The sequence below is a fragment of the Rhizobium sp. SG741 genome, from assembly GCF_012275435.1.
In the GTDB taxonomy this organism is placed as follows: domain Bacteria; phylum Pseudomonadota; class Alphaproteobacteria; order Rhizobiales; family Rhizobiaceae; genus Rhizobium; species Rhizobium lusitanum.
The window spans coordinates 1-20,553 of sequence record NZ_JAAZQP010000004.1 but is presented as its reverse complement, the minus strand read 5'-3'; the positions used below and the strand labels follow the sequence as shown (position 1 = coordinate 20,553).

The 20,553-nt window shown below is 59.4% G+C and carries 34 protein-coding genes and 1 pseudogene; 1 reads left to right on the top strand and 34 read right to left on the bottom strand.

What is annotated here, in order from left to right:
- Nucleotides 1-6: 6 nt before the first annotated feature.
- The 5 genes from FHT29_RS11580 to FHT29_RS11560 all read right to left on the bottom strand — a co-directional run bounded on the left by FHT29_RS11580 (nt 7) and on the right by FHT29_RS11560 (nt 4,387).
- On the bottom strand, nt 7-897 hold the full coding sequence (locus FHT29_RS11580) for an HlyD family secretion protein (RefSeq protein WP_047557893.1): 891 nt from the start codon (nt 895-897) through the stop codon (nt 7-9).
- Nucleotides 894-1,103: a DUF1656 domain-containing protein gene (locus FHT29_RS11575; RefSeq protein WP_037199953.1), complete on the bottom strand. Its 210-nt coding sequence runs from the start codon at nt 1,101-1,103 to the stop codon at nt 894-896. The genes FHT29_RS11580 and FHT29_RS11575 overlap by 4 nt, the downstream gene beginning before the upstream one ends.
- A 4-nt stretch (nt 1,104-1,107) precedes the next feature.
- Nucleotides 1,108-3,180, bottom strand: coding sequence for an FUSC family protein (locus tag FHT29_RS11570; protein ID WP_168599688.1), 2,073 nt, complete (start codon nt 3,178-3,180; stop codon nt 1,108-1,110).
- The gene (locus FHT29_RS11565) at nt 3,177-3,653 is read right to left on the bottom strand and encodes a MarR family transcriptional regulator (RefSeq protein WP_037199955.1); all 477 of its coding nucleotides are present in this window, start codon (nt 3,651-3,653) and stop codon (nt 3,177-3,179) included. Before FHT29_RS11565 ends, FHT29_RS11570 begins: the two co-directional genes overlap by 4 nt.
- 110 nt (nt 3,654-3,763) lie before the next feature.
- A complete protein-coding gene (locus tag FHT29_RS11560; RefSeq protein ID WP_047557900.1) occupies nt 3,764-4,387 on the bottom strand; it encodes a TetR/AcrR family transcriptional regulator in 624 nt (207 codons plus the stop codon).
- A gap of 71 nt (nt 4,388-4,458) precedes the next feature.
- On the opposite strand from FHT29_RS11560, the gene FHT29_RS11555 reads away from it, so the two are divergent.
- Nucleotides 4,459-4,977 carry a DinB family protein gene (locus tag FHT29_RS11555; RefSeq protein ID WP_168595768.1) on the top strand — a complete coding sequence of 173 codons (519 nt, stop codon included), beginning with the start codon at nt 4,459-4,461 and terminating at the stop codon, nt 4,975-4,977.
- 114 nt (nt 4,978-5,091) lie between these two features.
- On the opposite strand, the gene FHT29_RS11550 is transcribed toward FHT29_RS11555, so the two are convergent.
- From FHT29_RS11550 to FHT29_RS11410, 29 genes and pseudogenes are all read right to left on the bottom strand, one after another.
- A complete protein-coding gene (locus tag FHT29_RS11550) occupies nt 5,092-5,487 on the bottom strand; it encodes a DUF2809 domain-containing protein (RefSeq protein WP_246703025.1) in 396 nt (131 codons plus the stop codon).
- Nucleotides 5,488-5,629: 142 nt separating this feature from the next.
- Nucleotides 5,630-6,052 (bottom strand): 50S ribosomal protein L17, encoded by a 423-nt coding sequence (gene rplQ / locus FHT29_RS11545; protein WP_007690793.1) that lies wholly within the window; start codon nt 6,050-6,052, stop codon nt 5,630-5,632.
- A gap of 145 nt (nt 6,053-6,197) precedes the next feature.
- Nucleotides 6,198-7,208 carry a DNA-directed RNA polymerase subunit alpha gene (locus FHT29_RS11540; protein ID WP_034507362.1) on the bottom strand — a complete coding sequence of 337 codons (1,011 nt, stop codon included), beginning with the start codon at nt 7,206-7,208 and terminating at the stop codon, nt 6,198-6,200.
- Between the two features lie 103 nt (nt 7,209-7,311).
- On the bottom strand, nt 7,312-7,701 hold the full coding sequence (gene rpsK, locus FHT29_RS11535) for a 30S ribosomal protein S11 (RefSeq protein WP_003547577.1): 390 nt from the start codon (nt 7,699-7,701) through the stop codon (nt 7,312-7,314).
- A gap of 131 nt (nt 7,702-7,832) precedes the next feature.
- Complete coding sequence (gene rpsM, locus FHT29_RS11530) at nt 7,833-8,201, bottom strand: 30S ribosomal protein S13 (RefSeq protein WP_015339612.1); 369 nt, start codon at nt 8,199-8,201, stop codon at nt 7,833-7,835.
- Between the two features lie 218 nt (nt 8,202-8,419).
- Nucleotides 8,420-9,070, bottom strand: a complete 651-nt coding sequence (locus FHT29_RS11525; protein ID WP_037199961.1) for an adenylate kinase — start codon at nt 9,068-9,070, stop codon at nt 8,420-8,422.
- The gene (gene secY / locus FHT29_RS11520; protein ID WP_034507365.1) at nt 9,067-10,407 is read right to left on the bottom strand and encodes a preprotein translocase subunit SecY; all 1,341 of its coding nucleotides are present in this window, start codon (nt 10,405-10,407) and stop codon (nt 9,067-9,069) included. Before secY ends, FHT29_RS11525 begins: the two co-directional genes overlap by 4 nt.
- Before the next feature lie 224 nt (nt 10,408-10,631).
- Nucleotides 10,632-11,102 carry a 50S ribosomal protein L15 gene (gene rplO, locus FHT29_RS11515; RefSeq protein ID WP_034507368.1) on the bottom strand — a complete coding sequence of 157 codons (471 nt, stop codon included), beginning with the start codon at nt 11,100-11,102 and terminating at the stop codon, nt 10,632-10,634.
- A 17-nt stretch (nt 11,103-11,119) separates the two neighbouring features.
- Nucleotides 11,120-11,329, bottom strand: coding sequence for a 50S ribosomal protein L30 (gene rpmD, locus FHT29_RS11510; RefSeq protein ID WP_034507370.1), 210 nt, complete (start codon nt 11,327-11,329; stop codon nt 11,120-11,122).
- A gap of 13 nt (nt 11,330-11,342) precedes the next feature.
- Entirely contained in the window at nt 11,343-11,912 is a 570-nt protein-coding gene (gene rpsE / locus FHT29_RS11505; RefSeq protein WP_034507374.1) for a 30S ribosomal protein S5, read from the bottom strand.
- A 127-nt stretch (nt 11,913-12,039) separates the two neighbouring features.
- Complete coding sequence (gene rplR / locus FHT29_RS11500; protein WP_034507377.1) at nt 12,040-12,402, bottom strand: 50S ribosomal protein L18; 363 nt, start codon at nt 12,400-12,402, stop codon at nt 12,040-12,042.
- Between the two features lie 12 nt (nt 12,403-12,414).
- Complete coding sequence (rplF, locus tag FHT29_RS11495) at nt 12,415-12,948, bottom strand: 50S ribosomal protein L6 (protein ID WP_037199963.1); 534 nt, start codon at nt 12,946-12,948, stop codon at nt 12,415-12,417.
- Nucleotides 12,949-12,990: 42 nt separating this feature from the next.
- A complete protein-coding gene (gene rpsH, locus FHT29_RS11490; protein ID WP_034507380.1) occupies nt 12,991-13,389 on the bottom strand; it encodes a 30S ribosomal protein S8 in 399 nt (132 codons plus the stop codon).
- Between the two features lie 12 nt (nt 13,390-13,401).
- Nucleotides 13,402-13,707 carry a 30S ribosomal protein S14 gene (gene rpsN / locus FHT29_RS11485; protein WP_034507383.1) on the bottom strand — a complete coding sequence of 102 codons (306 nt, stop codon included), beginning with the start codon at nt 13,705-13,707 and terminating at the stop codon, nt 13,402-13,404.
- 33 nt (nt 13,708-13,740) lie between these two features.
- Nucleotides 13,741-14,298: a 50S ribosomal protein L5 gene (gene rplE / locus FHT29_RS11480; protein WP_037199965.1), complete on the bottom strand. Its 558-nt coding sequence runs from the start codon at nt 14,296-14,298 to the stop codon at nt 13,741-13,743.
- The gene (gene rplX, locus FHT29_RS11475; RefSeq protein ID WP_007690770.1) at nt 14,291-14,599 is read right to left on the bottom strand and encodes a 50S ribosomal protein L24; all 309 of its coding nucleotides are present in this window, start codon (nt 14,597-14,599) and stop codon (nt 14,291-14,293) included. Before rplX ends, rplE begins: the two co-directional genes overlap by 8 nt.
- 11 nt (nt 14,600-14,610) lie before the next feature.
- A complete protein-coding gene (rplN, locus tag FHT29_RS11470) occupies nt 14,611-14,979 on the bottom strand; it encodes a 50S ribosomal protein L14 (RefSeq protein WP_003573790.1) in 369 nt (122 codons plus the stop codon).
- A gap of 225 nt (nt 14,980-15,204) precedes the next feature.
- On the bottom strand, nt 15,205-15,444 hold the full coding sequence (gene rpsQ, locus FHT29_RS11465; protein ID WP_034507387.1) for a 30S ribosomal protein S17: 240 nt from the start codon (nt 15,442-15,444) through the stop codon (nt 15,205-15,207).
- Nucleotides 15,445-15,456: 12 nt separating this feature from the next.
- Nucleotides 15,457-15,657 (bottom strand): 50S ribosomal protein L29, encoded by a 201-nt coding sequence (gene rpmC, locus FHT29_RS11460; protein ID WP_007690763.1) that lies wholly within the window; start codon nt 15,655-15,657, stop codon nt 15,457-15,459.
- Between the two features lie 11 nt (nt 15,658-15,668).
- Complete coding sequence (gene rplP, locus FHT29_RS11455; protein ID WP_034507389.1) at nt 15,669-16,082, bottom strand: 50S ribosomal protein L16; 414 nt, start codon at nt 16,080-16,082, stop codon at nt 15,669-15,671.
- Between the two features lie 36 nt (nt 16,083-16,118).
- Nucleotides 16,119-16,844, bottom strand: a complete 726-nt coding sequence (gene rpsC, locus FHT29_RS11450; protein ID WP_034507390.1) for a 30S ribosomal protein S3 — start codon at nt 16,842-16,844, stop codon at nt 16,119-16,121.
- Nucleotides 16,844-17,233 carry a 50S ribosomal protein L22 gene (gene rplV / locus FHT29_RS11445; protein ID WP_034507393.1) on the bottom strand — a complete coding sequence of 130 codons (390 nt, stop codon included), beginning with the start codon at nt 17,231-17,233 and terminating at the stop codon, nt 16,844-16,846. Before rplV ends, rpsC begins: the two co-directional genes overlap by 1 nt.
- Nucleotides 17,234-17,235: 2 nt before the next feature.
- On the bottom strand, nt 17,236-17,514 hold the full coding sequence (gene rpsS, locus FHT29_RS11440; protein WP_037199970.1) for a 30S ribosomal protein S19: 279 nt from the start codon (nt 17,512-17,514) through the stop codon (nt 17,236-17,238).
- A gap of 15 nt (nt 17,515-17,529) precedes the next feature.
- The gene (gene rplB / locus FHT29_RS11435; RefSeq protein ID WP_037199972.1) at nt 17,530-18,366 is read right to left on the bottom strand and encodes a 50S ribosomal protein L2; all 837 of its coding nucleotides are present in this window, start codon (nt 18,364-18,366) and stop codon (nt 17,530-17,532) included.
- Between the two features lie 11 nt (nt 18,367-18,377).
- The gene (locus FHT29_RS11430; RefSeq protein WP_007690755.1) at nt 18,378-18,671 is read right to left on the bottom strand and encodes a 50S ribosomal protein L23; all 294 of its coding nucleotides are present in this window, start codon (nt 18,669-18,671) and stop codon (nt 18,378-18,380) included.
- Nucleotides 18,668-19,288, bottom strand: coding sequence for a 50S ribosomal protein L4 (gene rplD, locus FHT29_RS11425; protein WP_037199975.1), 621 nt, complete (start codon nt 19,286-19,288; stop codon nt 18,668-18,670). The genes FHT29_RS11430 and rplD overlap by 4 nt, the downstream gene beginning before the upstream one ends.
- Nucleotides 19,289-19,301: 13 nt before the next feature.
- Nucleotides 19,302-19,943, bottom strand: a complete 642-nt coding sequence (gene rplC / locus FHT29_RS11420) for a 50S ribosomal protein L3 (RefSeq protein WP_037199976.1) — start codon at nt 19,941-19,943, stop codon at nt 19,302-19,304.
- A gap of 39 nt (nt 19,944-19,982) precedes the next feature.
- A complete protein-coding gene (rpsJ, locus tag FHT29_RS11415) occupies nt 19,983-20,291 on the bottom strand; it encodes a 30S ribosomal protein S10 (protein WP_003547547.1) in 309 nt (102 codons plus the stop codon).
- Between the two features lie 163 nt (nt 20,292-20,454).
- A pseudogene (locus tag FHT29_RS11410) lies at nt 20,455-20,553 on the bottom strand (elongation factor Tu); the annotation flags it as partial.

The window sequence follows — 20,553 nt, the reverse complement described above, 5'->3', positions numbered from 1 at the left end:
CGATGTTCATTCCGCAGCGCTGGCGATCTTGGCCTTGCCCTGTTCCTGCACCTCGACGGTTGCCGTCAGGCCGGCAATCAGCTTCGTGCCATCGGGCACCTTGTCAAGCGCGATGCGCACCGGCACGCGCTGCGCCAGGCGCACCCAGCTGAAAGTCGGGGTGATATTGGCAAGCAGGCTGCCGGAGGTGCGCTCGCGGTCCTCGATGCCGTAGGCGATGCTTTCGACATGACCGGTCAGCTTCTCGGCCTGGCCCATCAGGTGGATGGAGACTTCATCGCCGACATGGATGCGCGGCAGCTTGGTTTCCTCGAAATAGCCTTCGACCCGCAGAGAATCGGTATCGATCAGCGCCACCTTGGCGGTCCCTGCCGAGACATAGTCACCTGGACGCAGGCTCAAGTTTGAGATCGTGCCGTTGACTGTGGCGCGGACTTCGGAGCGGTCAAGGTTGAGCTGGGCGAGCTCGCGATTGGCCGTTGCCTGACGGAGAGAGGCTTCGTCCTGCTGTTCGGTCGTCTGCGCCTGCTCCTTCTGCTGGAGCGAGGCCGCATCGCCGAGACGCGCCTGCCGCTGGCTTTCGCGGCTGGCCTGATCGAGAGCGGCCTTGCTGCTTGCCAGAGCCGCATCCGCTTGTTCGAGCGCGATGGCGAAGCGATCACGATCGACGCGAAAGAGGAGATCGCCCTTCTTGACGGTCTGGTTGTCCTTGACCATGACCTCGCTGACAAGACCGGAAACGTCAGGCGCAATGCCGACGACATCGGCGCGCAGACGCGCGTCGCGCGTCCAGGGCTCGTCCATGTAATGGCCCCAGAGCTGGCGGCCGACATAGACGGCAGCGACGACGAAGATGAGAGTGACGGCCACACGGCCGATGAGTTTTAGCGTGTTCATGTGAAGTACCAACGGGAGACAGAGGAGACGGCGCCGAGCAGCAGGACGTAAAGTGCGAGATCGAAGAGGCCGCGATGCCAGACCAGAGTGTAGGCTCCAGCCCATGCAAGCAGGCGTCGAAGAACGATGACGACAAACAGCGTCACGAGCATGAGCACGAGAAGGCGTGGAATGTAGACGCCATAGAGATCGAATTCTGCGGGCATGATATTACTCGGCGGCAATGGGAAGAGGTTGAGACGTGTCCGATATTGGCAGTTGCCAGCTCGCCGGCGGCTCGGCATGCGGGAAGAGCGCGCGGCGAAGTCCCACGAGGGCATCGAGGCTGGCCCGGCCAAGCTCGCGCTTGTTCTGCGCAACCGCTTCGAGACCGCGATCGATCGATACGCGCAACTCGTCGGACGGATCGATGGCACGCTTGGCCTTCAGCCGCGACCGATAGAAATCGGATACGCCGATCAGGACTTCGCTGACGGACGCGGCAGCGGCGGAATTCAGTTGCACACGCTCCTTCTGCAGCATCAGCACATTGAAGCCGAGCCGGACATCGGCGTAGCCGTCGACCTTCTTCAGCTCGCGGTCCTCAATGCCGGCAAGGCGCGGCACGAGCTGGCCGAGCCGATCGAGAATGCGGCCGGACAGGCGCTCATGGTCGGCGCGGCGAATGCCGGCCGCCGTTTCGGCAAGGTCGGTCCAGCCGGCCCGCACCAGTCGCCATGCGGTGAGTTCGGAGCCGAACGGACGGGTGACAAGAGTCCAGACGAGCGCGAAGCCGATGCCTGCCAATGCGGCGATGGCGCTGTTGGTGAAACTGGCGAAATCGGCGGTGTAGCGATCCTGTAGGGCTATGAAGGTCGCGCCGTTCACCGCCAGCAGCATGGCAAGCAGGTTCGTCTGCGGCCGTGGGATCAAAAGACCCATCACCAGGAAGGGCGGCGCGAAGACCAGCACCAGCATCTCGAAGCCGGAGATGGAGGGCAATATGGCGAAGATATAGAGGCAGGCGATCACCAGGCTCATCGCGCTCCAGATGAACATGGAGGTAATGAAGGGCGCGGGACGATCGAGCGAGGCAAAAAACGAACAGGCGACGGCCGCCATGGTGACGAAACCGGCGCCATCCTCCCATCCGGAATAGATCCAGAAGAAGCAGGCGACGGCGATACCGACCACGACCGCACCGGCCGAGAAGGCAAGCATGGCATAGTCATAGTGCCTGCTGTGCCCGACGACGTTGCGGTGCCGGAAGGCGGGCCGCCAGGCGCCAACCTGCTGCCCTGAAACGATCTGGTCGCGCAACGTCAGGCAATCCTGCCAGAGATCGACGATTTCCTTCAGCCGAGCCAGAGCGCTCGACCGGACGAGATCGTCCCAGCCGAGATCAAGGTCGTTCTGCTGCAACTCCTCGATCTTTTTGGACAAGGCATCCGCGGTATCGTCGGCCTTGCCGCGGCCGCCCTGCCCCAGCCAATCGGCGACTTCGTTCAGGACCGTGGCAAGCTCCTGAGGCAGCGGCTTTTCGCCCGCCTTCAGCGCATGCAGGCGATCGGCAAGCGACGAGAAGAGCGGCAGCAACATCAACAGACGACCGCGCAGCTCACGGGAATGCCTGACGATATCGCGGCTGCCCGCATCATATTTGAGTTGGCTGATGACGAGGTCGAGGCCGGAGACGTCGGCGGCAAGTTTCTGCCGCTTCAGCGGGGTCGCGGGTGCAGCGCCCTCGCCGCGCAGGATTTCATCGGCCCAGGTGCCGGCATCGTCGAGCCAGGAGCTGATGCGCCGCCCCAGCACGGTTCCGACGCTGCTCGGGAAGATGATGGAACTGACGACGCTTGCGCAAACGATGCCGATGATGATCTCCTCGGAGCGGGCAAGCGCTACATCAAATACGGTTTCGGGCGAACCGACGGTCGGCAGCGCGATCAGCGGCAGCGAATAGGCGGCGAGCATGAAGACATAACTGCGCGACGTACGGTCGAGCATCGCGATGAACAGCAGGATCCCGGTCCAGAGCGCCACGACGACGGAGAGCAATTCCGGCGCATTGACCAGGAGCGGAACGAAGATCACCGAGGCACAGGCGCCGATAAGCGTGCCCAGAGCGCGATAGAGCGCCTTCGAGCTCGTTGCGCCGGCAAGAGGATTGGCAACGACGTAGACGGCAGCCATGGCCCAGTAAGGGCGCGGAAGGTCCAGCGACAACGCAATGAATAGCGCCATGATGGCCGCGATGAACGCCTTGACTGAAAATAGCCAGTCCCGCCAGGATGGAATGCTCATAAGACCTTCTCCCGCTCCTGCTCGGCATCGACAGTCCGCGGCGCCTCGAACTCCTCGAAGGCCTTCAGGACGCGGATGGCAGCTTCGATATCGGCCCGGTCGACATTGGCGAGGATCCTGCCACGCAGTTCGTCGAGCGCGTCCTCCATGCGGGAGGCAAGCGCCTCGCCTTCCGCTGTCAGCCACAGACCTTTCGCGCGGCGATCCGTCGGATCATCCTTGCGGATGACGAGGCCCATACTTTCGAGCTGATCAAGCAGCCGAACCAGGGACGGACCCTCAATGCCGACATAGGTGGCGAGAACCACCTGCCGGATACCTCCTCCCAGACGGCCGATCCACAGCAGTGGTGCCGCCGCGGCCTCCGACAAGCCGTAGGAACTCAGCGCGAGGTCGACGACCCGACGCCATTGGCGGCCGGTTGACAGCAGGTTTGCGGTGAAGATGCGTTGCAGGGCGTTAAACGATTTCATAGCAATCTATTAGCACTGAACTAATTAGGATTCAAAGCATATGGGCGCATATTGCCATCTAAAATGCGAAACGCAGCTATGCGCGCAGCGACGGGCGGATCATACCGGGGCTAGTCGGCGCTGCGCAGATAGGAACAGATCATCCTGATCAACTCCTGCTTCAGCTCCGGCGACCCGAGCGCACGCTTTCGGGCCGCACTATGGATCACACCCTCGACCGCACCGGACAGCAGCTGCGCAAGAACATCGTTGGCTGGACCGCCGTGGCCGTTACGATGCACGGCGACAAAACTCCTGTAATGACTGTGATACTCCGTCAGGAAGGCGTCATGGGCCAACCTCGAACCATCATGCCCCGGCGCTTCATCCAGGAGCACCCTGTGAAGCTCGGGATTGACGTTATGAGCATCGATCATGCCTTGAACGAGAGCTTCGGCACTCTCCGCTAACGGCAGTTCGCCGGCCGTCGCCCTCCGCATGACAGCCAGAACCTCATCGAAGTGGTGACGACGAATGGCCTCGACCAAAGAAAGCTTGTCGGGAAAATACTGGTAGAGCGAGCCAATGCTTATCCCGGCGACCACTGCGACGGCATTGGTCGTGAACCCCGCCCATCCGCGGTCGCCCAAAACGCGAGCACCTGCTTCGATGATTGCTTCGACCGTCGCCCGGGAACGCGCCTGGCTCGGCTCTTTTCGCATCGGCGATCCCGGCTTTTTAATGCGAGTAGACATGTACGCCCTGCTCTCGGAAAATATGCACACATTACTCGCATTTTCCGGGACAACCAAAGGGTAGATTCATCATGAGCGAACTGTCGTTGCTAAGCACTCTTTTCAGCTATCAGGCCTGGGCGAATGAGGAACTGCTCGACAGTATCGGTCATCTCGATCCCGCACAGCATGGCAAGGAGCGCCACATGGCGATACGGTTGATGAACCATTCCCATGTCGTCGGCCGGATATTCGCGGCGCATCTCACCGGGCAAGAGCATGGCTTCACGGCTGATAATACGCCCGACACGCCGTCTCTAGCGGAACTTCGCGCCGCAGTCGTTGCATCGGATCAATGGTATCTGCGATATCTCGAAACGGTCAGTTCCGACCTGCTGGCAGAATCTCTGCCGTTCGTATTCACCGACGGAGATAGGGGCTGCATGTCGCGTCAGGAAATGCTCACCCAGGTCGTCATTCACGGAGGGTATCACAGGGGCGAGATTGGCCGGCTGCTGACGCAGCTCTCCATCTCGCCACCTTGGGACACATTCGCCGTCTATCTTCACCGCAGCGAACCCTCGCGGCGACAAGCCGTGGCCGCGGAATAGCGGAAGCTCCTGCGCTCCTGAACTTCCGCGCATGCAGCAAACGGCAAACCGCCGGATGATCGCTCATCCAGCATCAGCGATGCCGCGCGCTGTTGTCAGGTTTTGCCGAAAATATCAGATCGTGCGTTTCGACGCCGACAGGATGCGATCAAGCGCCAGGGCCGCAGCTATCCCAGTGGCATAGGCCGCAATATTCCAAAGCGAGAACACCCTTCCCAGCAACAGGGCTCCCGCAGTGGTCAATCGAAACGCGTCAAGTGTGGGCGTATGCCAGAGCCTGAAGAGTTCGACTGCCACCGCCACGATCAATGCCACCGCGGCAATCCTGAATGGCCTGCTGGAGACGAATATCGTGGCCAGCAGCCAATAGACCATCGCTCCCCACAATATCGAACCGCCATATTTGACGACGGCAAAGGGAAGATTGGCCGCATACCCAAATCGCCGGAGCGCAAGGCCGCTGGCGATTGTCAGCAACAGGGCCAGAAGCAGCGAAATCCTTCTGCGCATGAATTGCCGCCGCATGTCCAATTGTCATCCCTGCAGCTGAAGAGCATGAGCCGTCGGGCGACGCAGCTTCCGGTAAAACTCCAAACGCCAAAAGGCCGGATGATCGCTCATCCGGCCCTCGATCTTTTATTCGAAGCTTGCCTTAAGCGGCTGCAGCTTCTTCCTCGGCAGCAACGCGAGCCTTGTCGGCTGCGCCCTTGGCAGAGGTGTCACGATCGACGAATTCGACGACTGCGAGAGCGGCATTGTCGCCCTGGCGGAAGCCGGCCTTCATGATACGCAGGTAGCCGCCGTTGCGGGTGGCGTAGCGCGTTGCGATCGCATCGAACAGCTTGGCGACGACAACGGCGTCGCGGATCTGCGAGATGGCCTGACGACGAGCGTGCAGGTCGCCGCGCTTGCCGAGGGTAACCAGCTTCTCAACGATCGGACGAATTTCCTTCGCCTTCGGAAGCGTGGTGACGATCTGCTCATGCGTGATGAGCGAAGCTGCCATGTTGGCGAACATCGCCTTACGGTGGCTAGCGGTTCTGTTCAGCTTGCGGCCGGCTTTACCGTGGCGCATTGCTATTCTCCTTCACTTGCAGGCATCGTTCACCTGCAGTTTGTTGGGCGCATGCCCCGCTCCAATTCCCGGCGGAGCGAAAGGTGCATGCGCTGTTTAAAGATGCTAAGGCCAGCTTAAAGCGCTCCAAGGAGCGCTTGCGGCCTTAGTATTGGTCTTCGTATCGCTTGGCGAGATCTTCGATGTTCTCAGGCGGCCATGCCGGCACTTCCATGCCGAGGTGCAGACCCATGGAAGCGAGAACTTCCTTGATTTCGTTCAGCGACTTGCGACCAAAATTCGGCGTGCGGAGCATTTCTGCTTCGGTCTTCTGAATGAGGTCGCCGATATAGACGATGTTGTCGTTCTTCAGGCAATTTGCCGAGCGAACGGACAGTTCCAGTTCGTCCACCTTCTTGAGGAGAGCCGGGTTGAAAGCGAGTTCGGTAACTGCTTCCTCTTCGGTTTCCTTCTGCGGCTCGTCGAAGTTGACGAACACGCCAAGCTGATCCTGCAGGATGCGAGCCGCGAAAGCGACAGCATCTTCACCGCTGATCGAACCATCGGTTTCGAGCGACATGCTCAGCTTGTCGTAGTCGAGAACCTGTCCTTCACGGGTGTTTTCAACCTTGTAGGACACCTTCTTGACCGGCGAATAGAGGCTGTCGACCGGGATGAGACCAATCGGAGCATCTTCCGCACGATTGCGCTCGGCCGGGACATAGCCCTTGCCGTTGTTGACGGTGAATTCCATGCGGATTTCGGCGCCCTCGTCGAGCGTGCAGATAACATGCTCGGGGTTGAGGATTTCGATATCGCCGACCGTCTGGATGTCGCCAGCCGTTACTACGCCTGGGCCCTGCTTGCGGACGACCATGCGCTTGGCATCATCGCCATCCATCTTGATGGCGATTTCCTTGATGTTCAGCACGATGTCCGTCACGTCTTCCCGGACGCCCGGGATAGAGGAGAACTCATGCAGCACGCCGTCGATCTGCACGGCCGTCACAGCGGCGCCACGCAGAGAGGACAGCAGAACGCGACGAAGCGCGTTGCCGAGGGTGAGACCGAAGCCACGCTCCAGCGGTTCGGCCACGAGCGTTGCCTTAGTGCGGCCGCTCGAGGTGAACTCGACCTTGTTCGGCTTGATCAGTTCCTGCCAGTTTTTCTGAATCATGTTTTTGCCTTCCGTTCGTTGCCACCATCCAATCGTGGCAACCGAGCTTGAGAAACACCAGGCCGGGCGCATCTGCCCCGGCCGGTGTCGAGAGTGGCGATGATCAGACGCGACGCTTCTTGCGCGGGCGGCAACCATTGTGCGGGATCGGGGTCACGTCGCGGATGGACGTGATCATGAAACCGGCAGCCTGGAGCGCGCGCAGAGCGGATTCACGACCGGAGCCCGGGCCGCAAACTTCAACTTCCAGCGACTTCATGCCATGTTCCTGAGCCTTCTTGGCGCAGTCTTCAGCAGCGATCTGGGCAGCGAACGGGGTCGACTTGCGCGAACCCTTGAAGCCCTTGGCACCAGCAGACGACCAGGCAATCGCGTTGCCCTGTGCGTCGGTGATGGTGATCATCGTGTTGTTGAAGGTCGAGTTGACGTGTGCGACGCCCGACGAAATATTCTTGCGCTCGCGACGGCGAACGCGGACGGCTTCCTTGGCCATGTTAGTCCTTTCTTGGATCTCTGCACCGCCGTAATCCCAGCGGCTACACCGAAGCGACACCCGTGGGGCGCCGCTCCAAACTCAAAAGAGGCCGGCGGACCGCCAGCCTCCCACATCCGGTTGCCCGGAAATTACTTCTTCTTACCAGCAATCGCCTTTGCCGGACCCTTGCGGGTACGAGCATTGGTGTGCGTGCGCTGGCCGCGAACCGGCAAGCCGCGACGATGACGCAGGCCGCGGTAGCTGCCCAGGTCCATCAGACGCTTGATGTTCATCGCAGTGTCGCGACGCAGGTCACCTTCGACCTGATAGTCACGGTCGATGGTTTCGCGGATCTGCAGAACTTCAGCATCCGTCAACTGATTGACGCGACGCTCGGCCGGAATACCGACCTTCTCGCAGATTTCCTGTGCAAACTTCGGTCCGATCCCGTGAATGTAGCGAAGCGCAATAACTACGCGCTTTGCAGTCGGGATGTTGACGCCAGCGATACGAGCCACGCCTGTTCTCCTTGCATTCCTTTTGCCTTAGGGCAAAGGGTCTTGTTATGCAGCCCGGGAGCTGCTTGTTCGATTGAGTCCGCAACATGTCAAAACGACCGTACCCGGACTTCCCGATGGAAATCCGCGCCGATCGCATAGCATGTCGCGAGTTGGCGCGGTGTTTAGCGGAATCAGCGCAAAAAAGCAACCGCTCCGGCAAGTTTATTTTAAGCTATCTAAAGCTTAGCCAGGATACCTTCGATGCTGTCAGTCACATGCTCGATATCGGCCATGCCGTCGATGCTCTGCAGCTTGCCCTTGGCGTAGTAGTAGCCGATCAGCGGCGAGGTCTCCTTGTAGTAGACTTGGAGACGGGTTGCCATGGTCTCGGCATTGTCATCCGGCCGGCGCTTGAAATGCGTCGAGCCGCATTTGTCGCAGACACCAGCCGTCGCCGGAACCTTGTCGGTGTCATGATAGACACTGCCGCAGTTCGAGCAAGAATAACGGCCGGAGACGCGGCGAATCAGTTCGGCATCATCAACCTTGAGCTCGATGACAACGGAAAGTTCCAGACCCTTGGCCTGCAGCATCCGCTCGGTGGCATCCGCTTGCACCAGAGTGCGCGGGAAACCGTCAAGAATGAAACCCCTGGCGCAATCCGGTTGATCGATGCGCTCGGAAACGATGGCATTGACAATCTCGTCGGAAACAAGCTTGCCGGCGTCCATGACGGCCTTGGCACGCTTGCCAACTTCAGTCTCAGCCGCCACCGCAGCCCGCAGCATATCGCCTGTGGAAAGCTGCGGAATACCGTGCTTTTCCACGATACGCTGGGCCTGGGTCCCCTTACCTGCTCCCGGCGGCCCTAAAAGTATGAGTCTCATCGCCCCCTCTTTCCTCCACGCAACTTCGATTTCTTGATCAGGCCTTCATATTGCTGTGCAATCAGGTGACCCTGAATCTGCGCCACCGTATCCAGCGTTACGCTAACCACGATCAGAAGCGAAGTGCCACCCAGAGACAAGGGAATACCGGTCTGGGACACGAGAATTTCGGGCAGAATGCAGACGAAGACGAGGTAGATCGCGCCGATGACCGTGATACGGGTCAGCACGTAATCGATATACTCGGCGGTGCGCTCGCCCGGACGAATTCCGGGAATGAAGCCGCCGTGCTTCTTCAAGTTGTCCGCCGTGTCCTTCGGGTTGAAGACCAGTGCGGTATAGAAGAAGGCGAAGAAGGCGATCAGGCCGGCATAGAGCACCATGTAAAGCGGCTGGCCGTGACCGAGGGCCGCGACGATCGAGGTGACCCAGGTCGGCAGCGCCGTGTTGTTGCCGAGACCGGCGATGGTTGCCGGCAAAAGCAGCAGCGACGAGGCAAAGATCGCCGGGATAACACCAGATGTGTTCAGCTTCAGCGGCAGGTGCGACGTATCGCCCTGGAACATGCGCGTGCCGACCTGTCGCTTCGGATACTGGATCAGCAGACGACGCTGCGCACGCTCGACGAAAACGATGAGCGCAATGACCAGAACGGCGACGACGAGCACGGCGAGAATGAGACCGGTCGACAGAGCGCCGGTTCGGCCGAGTTCGAGCGTACCGGCAAGTGCCGTCGGCAGACCGGCTGCGATGCCCGCGAAGATGATCAGCGAAATACCGTTGCCGATGCCGCGCGAGGTAACCTGCTCGCCGAGCCACATCAGGAACATCGTACCGCCGAGCAGCGTGACGACGGTCGAAAGACGGAAGAACCAGCCTGGATCTATGACGACGCCGTTGCCGTGCTCAAGGCCGATCGCAATACCATAAGCCTGCAATGCGCCGAGCAGCACCGTACCGTAGCGGGTGTACTGGTTGATGATCTTACGGCCCTGCTCGCCTTCCTTCTTCAGGTTCTCAAGCGAAGGCACGACCGACGTCATCAGCTGAACGATGATCGAGGCCGAAATATAAGGCATGATGCCGAGCGCAAAGATCGCCATGCGCTGCACGGCACCGCCCGAGAACATGTTGAACAGGCCAAGGATACCGCCCGACTGATTCTGGAAAGCCTGGGCGTAAGCGGCAGGATTGAGGCCGGGAAGCGGAATGTGGGTGCCGAGTCGGTAGACGAGAAGAGCGCCAAGCGTGAACCACAAGCGTTTCTTGAGATCCTCGGCTTTGGCGAAGGTCGAAAAATTGAGATTGGACGCCAATTGTTCCGCTGCAGAAGCCATGCAAATCTCCGCACTACCAATTCCGGCATAATCGGCCGGGCCCGGAATCAGTATGTAAATTGTTCAAAAGCCGGGCTTCGGACGGATTGCATTGCAATCGGGCGCCTCACCCTTGGTTCCCGTTATTCCCCGGAAAGATACTGGCGCATCGTTCAGGTTCGTGAGGCTCACATATGGGAGCAAAATCGCCCGAAGTGAAGCACCCCGGGCGATTATTGATAATATTATTCTGCGGCAGAAGCGAGCAGCTTGATGGAGCCGCCAGCCTTTTCGATCTTTTCGACCGCCGGCTTGGAAGCGCCTGCAACTTCAAGCGTAATCTTCGCCTTCAGCTCGCCGTCCGAGAGAACGCGAACGCCATCCTTGACGCGGCGAATCACGCCCGCAGCCTTGAGGGCAGCGGCATCAACGGTCTTCTTGGCATCGAGCTTGCCGGCATCGACGGCAGCCTGGATGCGAGCCAGCGATACGACAACGTAATCGGCGGCGAAGATGTTGGTGAAGCCGCGCTTCGGCAGGCGACGATAGATGGGCATCTGACCACCTTCGAAGCCGTTGATCGCAACGCCCGAACGGGACTTCTGACCCTTCACACCACGACCGCCGGTCTTGCCGGAGCCGGAGCCGATGCCGCGGCCGAGGCGCTTGCGGCTGTGGGTCGAGCCTTCGTTATCCTTGATCTCATTCAATTTCATAGCGAATTACCTCCGGCTCACTTCTCGTCGACAACGCGAACGAGATGCTGGACAGCACGGATCATGCCACGAACGGCCGGGGTATCTTCCAGCGTGCGGCGACGGTGCATCTTGTTCAGTCCGAGACCGATCAGCGTCTTCTGCTGAACGTCCGGACGGCGGATCGGGCTGCCAACCTGCTCGACCGTAACGGTCTTGGCTTCAGCCTTCTTGGTCGTCTTGGCCATAGGTCAAACTCCCTTATTCTTCGGAGGCGTTGCCCGAAGCGGTACGACGAGCCTGCAGGGTGGCATACTTGATGCCGCGCTGAGCTGCGATGTCCTTCGGATGAACCTGGTGCTTCAGGGCGTCGAACGTGGCGCGAACCATGTTGTACGGGTTCGACGAACCGGTCGACTTGGCAACGACGTCATGAACGCCGAGCGTTTCGAAAACGGCGCGCATCGGACCGCCGGCGATGATACCGGTACCGACCTTGGCCGAGCGCAGCAGAACCTTGCCGGCGCCATGACGGCCATGGACGTCGTGATGCAGCGTACGACCGTCGCGCAGCGGTACGAAGATCAGGTCGCGCTTGGCGCTTTCGGTGGCCTTGCGGATGGCTTCCGGCACTTCGCGTGCCTTGCCATGACCGAAGCCAACGCGGCCCTTCTGGTCACCGACGACGACGAGAGCGGCGAAACCGAAGCGGCGGCCACCCTTTACAACCTTGGCGACGCGGTTGATCGCGACCAGCTTGTCGACGAATTCGCTATCGCGCTCGTCACGGCTCTGACGGTCATCCCGCGAGCCCCTCTTTTCCTGTGCCATTGTCCTCTTCCTTTTTCTTTTCCGGGTGCAATCGGCAAACAACAAAGACCGCATCAACCTCCAAACGGAGATTTGCGGTCCGGTGAAATCCGGCCGGCGCCCTATCGGATACCGGCCGGAAACTTGATTAGAAGGTCAGGCCGCCTTCGCGAGCCGCATCGGCGAGAGCCTTGATGCGGCCGTGATAGATGAAGGCGCCGCGATCGAACACGACTTCCTTCACGCCGGCCTTGGAGGCGCGCTCGGCAACGAGCTTGCCAACCAGGGCTGCGGCGGCGGTATCGGCACCGGTCTTCAGAGAACCGCGCAGATCCTTGTCGAGCGTGGAGGCAGCCGCAAGGGTCTTGCCAGCCGCGTCATCGATGACCTGGGCGTAGATGTTCTTTGACGAGCGATGAACCGACAGGCGCGGACGGCCATTGGCCACCGCCTTGATTTGACGGCGCACGCGGTTGGCGCGACGCGCAAGTGCTTCTTTCCTGCTAGCCATTTCGCGTGATCCTTACTTCTTCTTGCCTTCTTTGCGGACGATCCGCTCGTCAGCGTACTTAACACCCTTGCCCTTGTAGGGCTCAGGACCGCGGTATTCGCGGATTTCTGCGGCAACCTGGCCGACCTGCTGCTTGTTGATGCCGGTGACGACGATTTCCGTCGGCTTCGGCACAGCGATCGAAATACCCTGCGGCGGCTCATAAACCACGTCGTGGCTGAAGCCGAGCGCGAGCTGCAGGTTCTTGCCCTGCATGGAGGCACGGTAGCCGACGCCGTTGATTTCGAGCTTGCGCTCGTAGCCGTCCTTAACACCCTTGAAGATGTTCTCGATCATCGTGCGGGACATGCCCCACTTTGCGCGAGCATCCTTCGAGTCGTTAATCGGCGTTACGACGATTGCATTGTTTTCCAGCTTGAGACCGATTTCGTCGTTAGCGACGAAAAACAGCTCACCCTTGGGGCCCTTGGCAGTCACTTTTTGGCCATCAACCGAGGCCGTGATCCCTGCAGGCACCTGAACGGGCTTTTTACCGATACGAGACATTTGTTCAAACCTGTCTGTTTCGAAGGAGATCTCTGTCCGATCTTAGAAGACCGAGCAGAGAACCTCGCCACCAACATTCTGTTCACGAGCCTGGTGATCGGCCATCACACCCTTCGGAGTCGAAAGGATGGTGATGCCGAGACCGTTCGCGACCTGCGGAATGGACTTAACCGAGACATAAACTCGGCGGCCCGGCTTGGACACACGGCCGATCTCGCGGATCACCGATGTGCCTTCGTAGTATTTCAGCTCGATGCTGAGTTCAGACTTGCCATTGCCGAAATCGACGACGGAGTAGCCACGGATGTAGCCTTCAGCCTGCAGAACATCGAGAACGCGTGCACGGAGCTTGGACGCAGGCGTCGAAACCGACGACTTGCGACGCGAAGCGCCATTGCGGATGCGGGTGAGCATATCGCCCAAAGGATCAGTCATAGTCATCTAATCTGCTCCTTACCAGCTCGACTTGACAATGCCCGGCACCTTGCCGAAATTGCCGAGTTCACGCAGCGCGATACGCGACATGCGCAGTTTGCGGTAGTAGGCGCGCGGACGGCCCGAAACTTCGCAGCGATTGCGAATACGGGTCTTCGATCCATCGCGCGGGAGCGATGCCAGCTTCAGTGTGGCCTTGAACCGGTCTTCGATCGAAAGAGACTGGTTCATGATGATTGCCTTCAGAGCAGCACGCTTCGCGGCCTGGGTGGCAACCGTATTGCGGCGGCGCTTGTTCTTTTCAACTGCGCTTGTCTTCGCCATATCAGGGTTCCTTTTCTACGCTCGTCGTTACGGTTATTGACGGAACGGGAAGTTGAACTCTGTCAAAAGAGCCCGCGCTTCGTCGTCCGTGTTCGCCGTCGTGCAAACGATGATGTCCATGCCCCACATCTGATCAACCTTGTCGTAGTTGATCTCAGGGAACACAATGTGTTCCTTGATGCCCATGGCAAAATTGCCACGACCGTCAAAGCTCTTCGGGTTCAGGCCGCGGAAGTCGCGAACGCGCGGAAGCGCGATGTTGACCAGGCGATCCAGGAACTCATACATGCGGGCGCCGCGCAGCGTCACCTTGGCGCCGATCGGCATATTCTCGCGGACCTTGAAGCCAGCGATGGAATTGCGCGCGTGCGTGATGACCGGCTTCTGACCAGCGATCGCCGCGAGGTCGGCAGCAGCAACGGTCGGCTTCTTCGAATCAGCCGTTGCCTCACCCACGCCCATGTTGATCACGATCTTATCAAGCTTCGGGATCTGCATCTCGTTGGCGTAGGAGAACTTCTCCTGCATGGCCGCGCGGATGCGGGTGCCGTATTCCTTCTTGAGCCGCGGCTCGTATTTTACCTCAGCCATCGATCACTTCTCCCGAGGTCTTGGCCACGCGGACCTTCTTGCCTTCTACAACCTTGAAACCGACGCGGGTCGGCTTACCGTCCTTGTCGACGATCGCCAGGTTGGACAGGTGAAGCGAGGCTTCCTTGCTGATAATGCCAGCTTCCTGGGTCTGCGTCTGGCGCTGGTGGCGCTTGATGACGTTGACGCCACGGACGACCGCACGGTCTTCCTTCGGCATTACTTGAATGACTTCGCCGGTGCGGCCCTTGTCCTTGCCGGCCAATACGACAACCTTGTCGCCTTTACGGATCTTTTGCATCGCTCCGCTCCTTACAGTACTTCTGGAGCCAGCGAGATGATCTTCATGTGGTTCTTGGCGCGAAGTTCGCGCGGAACCGGTCCGAAGATACGGGTGCCGATCGGCTCTTTCTTGTTGTCGATGAGGACTGCTGCGTTGGTATCGAAGCGGATGACGCTGCCATCCGGACGACGGATGTCCTTGGCGGTGCGAACAACAACCGCTTTCATCACGTCACCCTTCTTCACACGGCCGCGCGGAATAGCTTCCTTGATCGAAACGACGATGACGTCGCCGATCGAGGCATACTTGCGCTTCGAGCCGCCCAGCACCTTGATGCACATGACACGACGTGCGCCGGAATTATCCGCCACGTCGAGGTTTGTTTGCATCTGAATCATGTCAGGTCGCCTTCTTGTTGTTACCGGAATGGTTGGGCCTAACGACCCCCTACCCCGGCTTATGGACTAGTCTCTTGTCTGATTTCTCCAGCGCTCGGGACCACCAGGGTCATCTTCGCCGGCCATCAATAAAGCAAAAGAACGCTCGTACTCGAGCGTCCTGCTTCCAAGCTCGTGCTTCATACAGATATTTCGCCCAAGCGCAAGGGCCTGAGCGAAATTCTGTTACTTGGCCTGGGCGGAAACGACCGTCCAGGTCTTGTCCTTGGAGATCGGCGCGCATTCCTCGATGGAAACGGTGTCACCGATTTTGTACTGATTATTCTCGTCGTGAGCCTTGTACTTCTTGGAACGACGAACAGTCTTCTGGAGCAGCGGGTGAGCGAAACGACGCTCCACGCGGACTACTACCGTCTTCTCGTTCTTGTCGCTGACCACGACGCCCTGCAGAATGCGCTTCGGCATGTTATTTTTCCTTTAGGCCTTTGCTTCTGCCGCCTTCTGGCGGGCAATGGTTTTTACGCGAGCGATGTCCTTGCGGACTTCGTTGATGCGCGAGGACTTCTCAAGCTGGCCGGTCGCCTTCTGAAAGCGCAGGTTGAACTGCTCCTTCTTCAGCTTGGCAAGCTCGTCCTTGAGTTGGTCGGCGCTCAGGGCGCGAACATCTGCGGCTTTCATGAGCTTCTTCCTTACTCTGCAATGCGCTGCACGAAGCGCGTCTTGACCGAGAGCTTGGCGGAACCAAGGCGCAGAGCCTCACGAGCGATTTCTTCGCTCACACCATCGATCTCGAACATCATACGGCCGGGCTTGACCTTGCATGCCCAGTATTCGACGGAGCCCTTACCCTTACCCATACGGACTTCGGTCGGCTTCTTGGTTACCGGAACATCCGGGAACACGCGGATCCATACACGACCGGCACGCTTCATATGACGGGTGATCGCGCGGCGAGCCGCTTCGATCTCACGAGCGTTGACGCGGTTAGGCTCCTGCGACTTCAGGCCGAATTCGCCGAACGCCAGATCAGAACCACCCTTGGCAACGCCCTTGATGCGGCCCTTGAATTGCTTGCGGTACTTCGTACGCTTTGGCTGCAACATTTTCCTATTCTCCGAACTTATCTGCCACGCACGCTATCAAGCGTTGTCGCGGCGACGGTCTCTATCGCGATCACGGCTAGCCGGACCCTGGGCGTCGCCTTCCATCGCACGGCGTTCGGAGGCCATCGGATCGTGCTCAAGGATTTCGCCCTTGAAGATCCAAACCTTGATGCCGCAGATGCCGAAAGCGGTTTCTGCTTCAGCCGTACCGTAGTCGATGTCGGCGCGCAGCGTATGCAGCGGCACGCGACCTTCGCGGTACCATTCCGTACGAGCGATTTCAGCACCGCCGAGACGGCCGGCGCAGGTGATCTTGATGCCTTCGGCGCCAAGACGCATCGCGGACTGAACGGCGCGCTTCATGGCGCGACGGAAAGCAACACGGCGCTCGAGCTGCTGAGCGATCGACTGAGCAACCAGCGTCGCGTCGATTTCCGGCTTGCGCACTTCAACGATGTTGAGGTGCGTTTCGGAATTCGTCATGTCCGACAGCTTCTTGCGGAGCTTGTCGATGTCAGCGCCCTTCTTGCCGATGATCAGGCCCGGACGAGCCGAGTGGATCGTGACGCGGCACTTCTTGTGCGGACGCTCGATGACCACCTTGGAGATACCAGCCTGCTTCAGTTCGTTCATGACGAACTTACGCATCTTCAGGTCTTCGTGGAGAAGCTGGCCATACTCGGCATTGTCCGCGAACCAGCGGCTATCCCAGGTACGGTTGATGCCAAGACGAAAACCGATTGGATTGATTTTCTGACCCATTATGCGACCTCCCCTTGAGCTTCCACTTCACGAACGACAATCGTCAGATGCGCGAACGGACGCTCGATGCGAGACGCACGGCCACGGCCACGAGCGTGGAAACGCTTCATGACGATCGACTTGCCGACGTAAGCTTCCGCTACGACGAGCGAGTCAACGTCGAGATCGTGGTTGTTCTCTGCATTGGCGATCGCAGATTCAAGCGTCTTCTTGACGGCGCCTGCGATACGCTTGCGGGAGAATTCCAGCTCTGCGAGCGCGCGATCAACCTTCTTGCCACGGATCGAAGCCGCGACCAGGTTGAGCTTCTGCGGGCTGACACGGAGCGTGCGCGCAATTGCCTGCGCCTCGTTGTCCTTCAGCCGGCGTTCGGTTTTTGCCTTGCCCATTATTACTTCCTCTTCGCCTTCTTGTCCGCACCGTGACCATAATAGGTACGGGTCGGGGCGAACTCGCCGAACTTGTGTCCGACCATGTCTTCATTGACGCTGACCGGAATATGCTTGCTGCCGTTGTAAACACCAAAGGTGAGACCAACGAACTGCGGCATGATGGTGGAGCGACGGCTCCACATCTTGATCACTTCGTTACGTCCGCCTTCACGCACCTTCTCAGCCTTCTTGAGAAGATAGCCGTCAACAAACGGACCTTTCCATACTGAACGAGCCACTTGAGACTTCCTCTCTTACTTCTTGCGCTGATGGCGCGAGCGCATGATCATCTTGTCGGTCGACTTGTTCGACCGCGTACGCTTGCCCTTGGTCGGCTTACCCCATGGGGTCACCGGATGGCGACCACCGGAGGTGCGGCCTTCACCGCCGCCGTGCGGATGGTCGACCGGGTTCATGACGACACCGCGGACGTGCGGCTTCTTACCGCGCCAACGCGAACGACCAGCCTTGCCGTCGTTGATGTTGCCGTGGTCCGGGTTCGAAACCGCGCCGATCGTTGCAAGGCAAGTGCCATGCACCAGGCGCTGTTCGCCAGAGTTCAGGCGAAGGATCGCCATGCCCTGGTCACGACCAACGAGCTGGGCGTAGGAACCGGCGGAGCGAGCGATCTGACCGCCCTTGCCCGGCTTCATTTCCACGTTGTGGATGATGGAGCCGACCGGGATGAACTGAAGCGGCATGGTGTTGCCCGGCTTCACGTCCACGGCCTTCTCGGAAGCGATGACCTTGTCGCCGGCAGCGAGACGCTGCGGAGCGATGATATAGGCCAGTTCGCTGTCCGTGTACTTCACCAGAGCGATGTAAGCGGTACGGTTCGGATCGTATTCGATGCGCTCGACAGTGCCCTCGACGTCGAACTTGCGACGCTTGAAGTCGACCAGACGATAGGTGCGCTTGTGACCACCGCCCTGGAAACGCACGGTGATGCGGCCCAGGTTGTTGCGGCCGCCCTTGGAGGACAGGCCTTCGGTCAGGGCCTTGACCGGCTTGCCCTTGTAGAGCGAAGACCGGTCGACGATGACCAGCTGACGCTGGCTCGGGGTCGTCGGATTGAATGTTTTCAATGCCATTTTCTTATTCCTCAGAGACCGGTGGAGACGTCGATCGACTGGCCTTCGGCGAGCGTCACGATAGCCTTCTTCACGTCCTTCTGCTTGCCGACGAGACCTTTAAACCGCTTGGTCTTGCCCAGGCGCAGCAGAGTGTTGACGGCCGTAACCTTGACGCCAAACAGCGCTTCGACGGCAGCCTTGATTTCTGGCTTCGTCGCAGTCTTGGCAACGTTGAAAACAACCTGGTTATTGTCCGACAGCAGCGTGGACTTTTCGGTGATCGCAGGAGAAACGATCACATCGTAATGGCGAAGATCCGTCACTTGAATCGCTCCTCTAGAGCTTCAACTGCAGCCTTGGACAGGACGAGCTTGCCGCGGCGCAGGATGTCATAAACATTGATGCCCTGAACCGGCAGAACATCGATATTCGGGATGTTGGCGGCTGCGAGCTTGAAGTTGCTGTCGAGCTCGGCACCACCGATGAAGAGCGCATTGGTCAGGCCCAGCGTCTCGAAAGCGCCGGCCAGAACCTTGGTCTTGGCATCAGCGGCAACGAGGCTGTCGAGAATGATAACATCCTCGGCCTTGAACTTAGCGGAGAGAGCAAGACGCAAGCCGAGGGCGCGAACCTTCTTCGGCAGGTCATGTTCATGGCTGCGCACGACCGGGCCGTGAGCCTTACCACCGCCGCGGAACTGCGGAGCACGAGCCGAATGGTGACGAGCGCGGCCCGTACCCTTCTGCTTGTACATCTTGGCGCCTGTGCGCCACACTTCTGCGCGGCCCTTAGCCTTGTGCGTGCCCTGGCGCTTCTTGGCAAGCTGCCAGCGAATGACGCGTGCGATGATATCTTCACGCGGTTCGAGGCCGAAAATCGCATCAGAAAGGGAAACCTTCCCAGCGTCTTTGCCCTCGAGGGTCTTGACGTTCAATTCCATTGGTTTGGCTCCCTTACTTCGATGCCGACTTGACGGCGTCGCGCACGATGATCCAGGCACCCTTGGAGCCGGGAACCGCGCCCTTGACGAGGATCAGACCGCGATCTTCATCGGTCGATACCACTTCAAGGTTCTGCGTCGTCACGCGCGTCTGGCCCATGTGACCAGCCATCTTCTTGTTCTTGAACACCTTGCCCGGATCCTGGCGCGAGCCGGTCGAACCGTGCGAGCGGTGCGAAACCGACACACCGTGCGTGGCACGCAGACCGCCGAAACCGTGGCGCTTGATGGCGCCGGCAAAGCCCTTACCAACCGTCGTGCCGGTCACGTCGACGAGCTGACCAGCCGTGAAGTGACCCGCGCTGAGCTCGGTGCCAACGTCGAGCAGATTGTCTTCCGTGACACGGAATTCTGCGAGCTTGGCCTTTGGCTCTACACTTGCGACGGCGAAATGACCGCGCAGGGCCTTCGTCGTGTTCTTAACTTTCGCCTGGCCGGCACCGAGCTGTACTGCGGTGTAGCCATTCTTTTCAACTGTGCGCTGGGCCACGACCTGGCAGCTTTCCATACGCAATACGGTAACCGGGACGTGCTCGCCGGCGTCATTGTAGACGCGCGTCATTCCCACCTTCTGTGCAATCACACCTGAACGCATCGGTTCAATCCTTCTCATTCAGCTCGAGAACCCAAGGTCTCAGAGCTTGATCTCAACATCGACACCGGCGGCGAGATCGAGCTTCATCAGCGCATCTACCGTCTGCGGGGTCGGGTCAACGATGTCGAGAAGGCGCTTGTGCGTGCGCATCTCGAACTGCTCGCGGCTCTTCTTGTCGATGTGCGGGGACCGGTTAACCGTGAACTTCTCGATACGGGTCGGAAGCGGAACGGGGCCCCGGACGCTGGCACCGGTGCGCTTAGCCGTCGATACGATCTCGCGCGTGGAAGCGTCGAGAATCCGATGATCGAACGCCTTAAGGCGGATGCGGATATTCTGGCCGTTCATTCGACTTTATCCTTGTGTTTGTTATCTGCGCGTCTCTCTAAAAGACACGTCTTTAGCTTTAGTTACCTGAGGCGGGCCACCGGTTTCAAAGATCGAGAGGGACACCGAATTCACCGGCGTCCCCATCACTCATTTGCGGGCCTTGGCCCAGCCGCCTGCTTTATTACTCGACGATGGATGCGACGATGCCTGCGCCGACGGTACGGCCGCCTTCGCGGATGGCGAAGCGCAGCTTTTCTTCCATCGCGATCGGCACGATCAG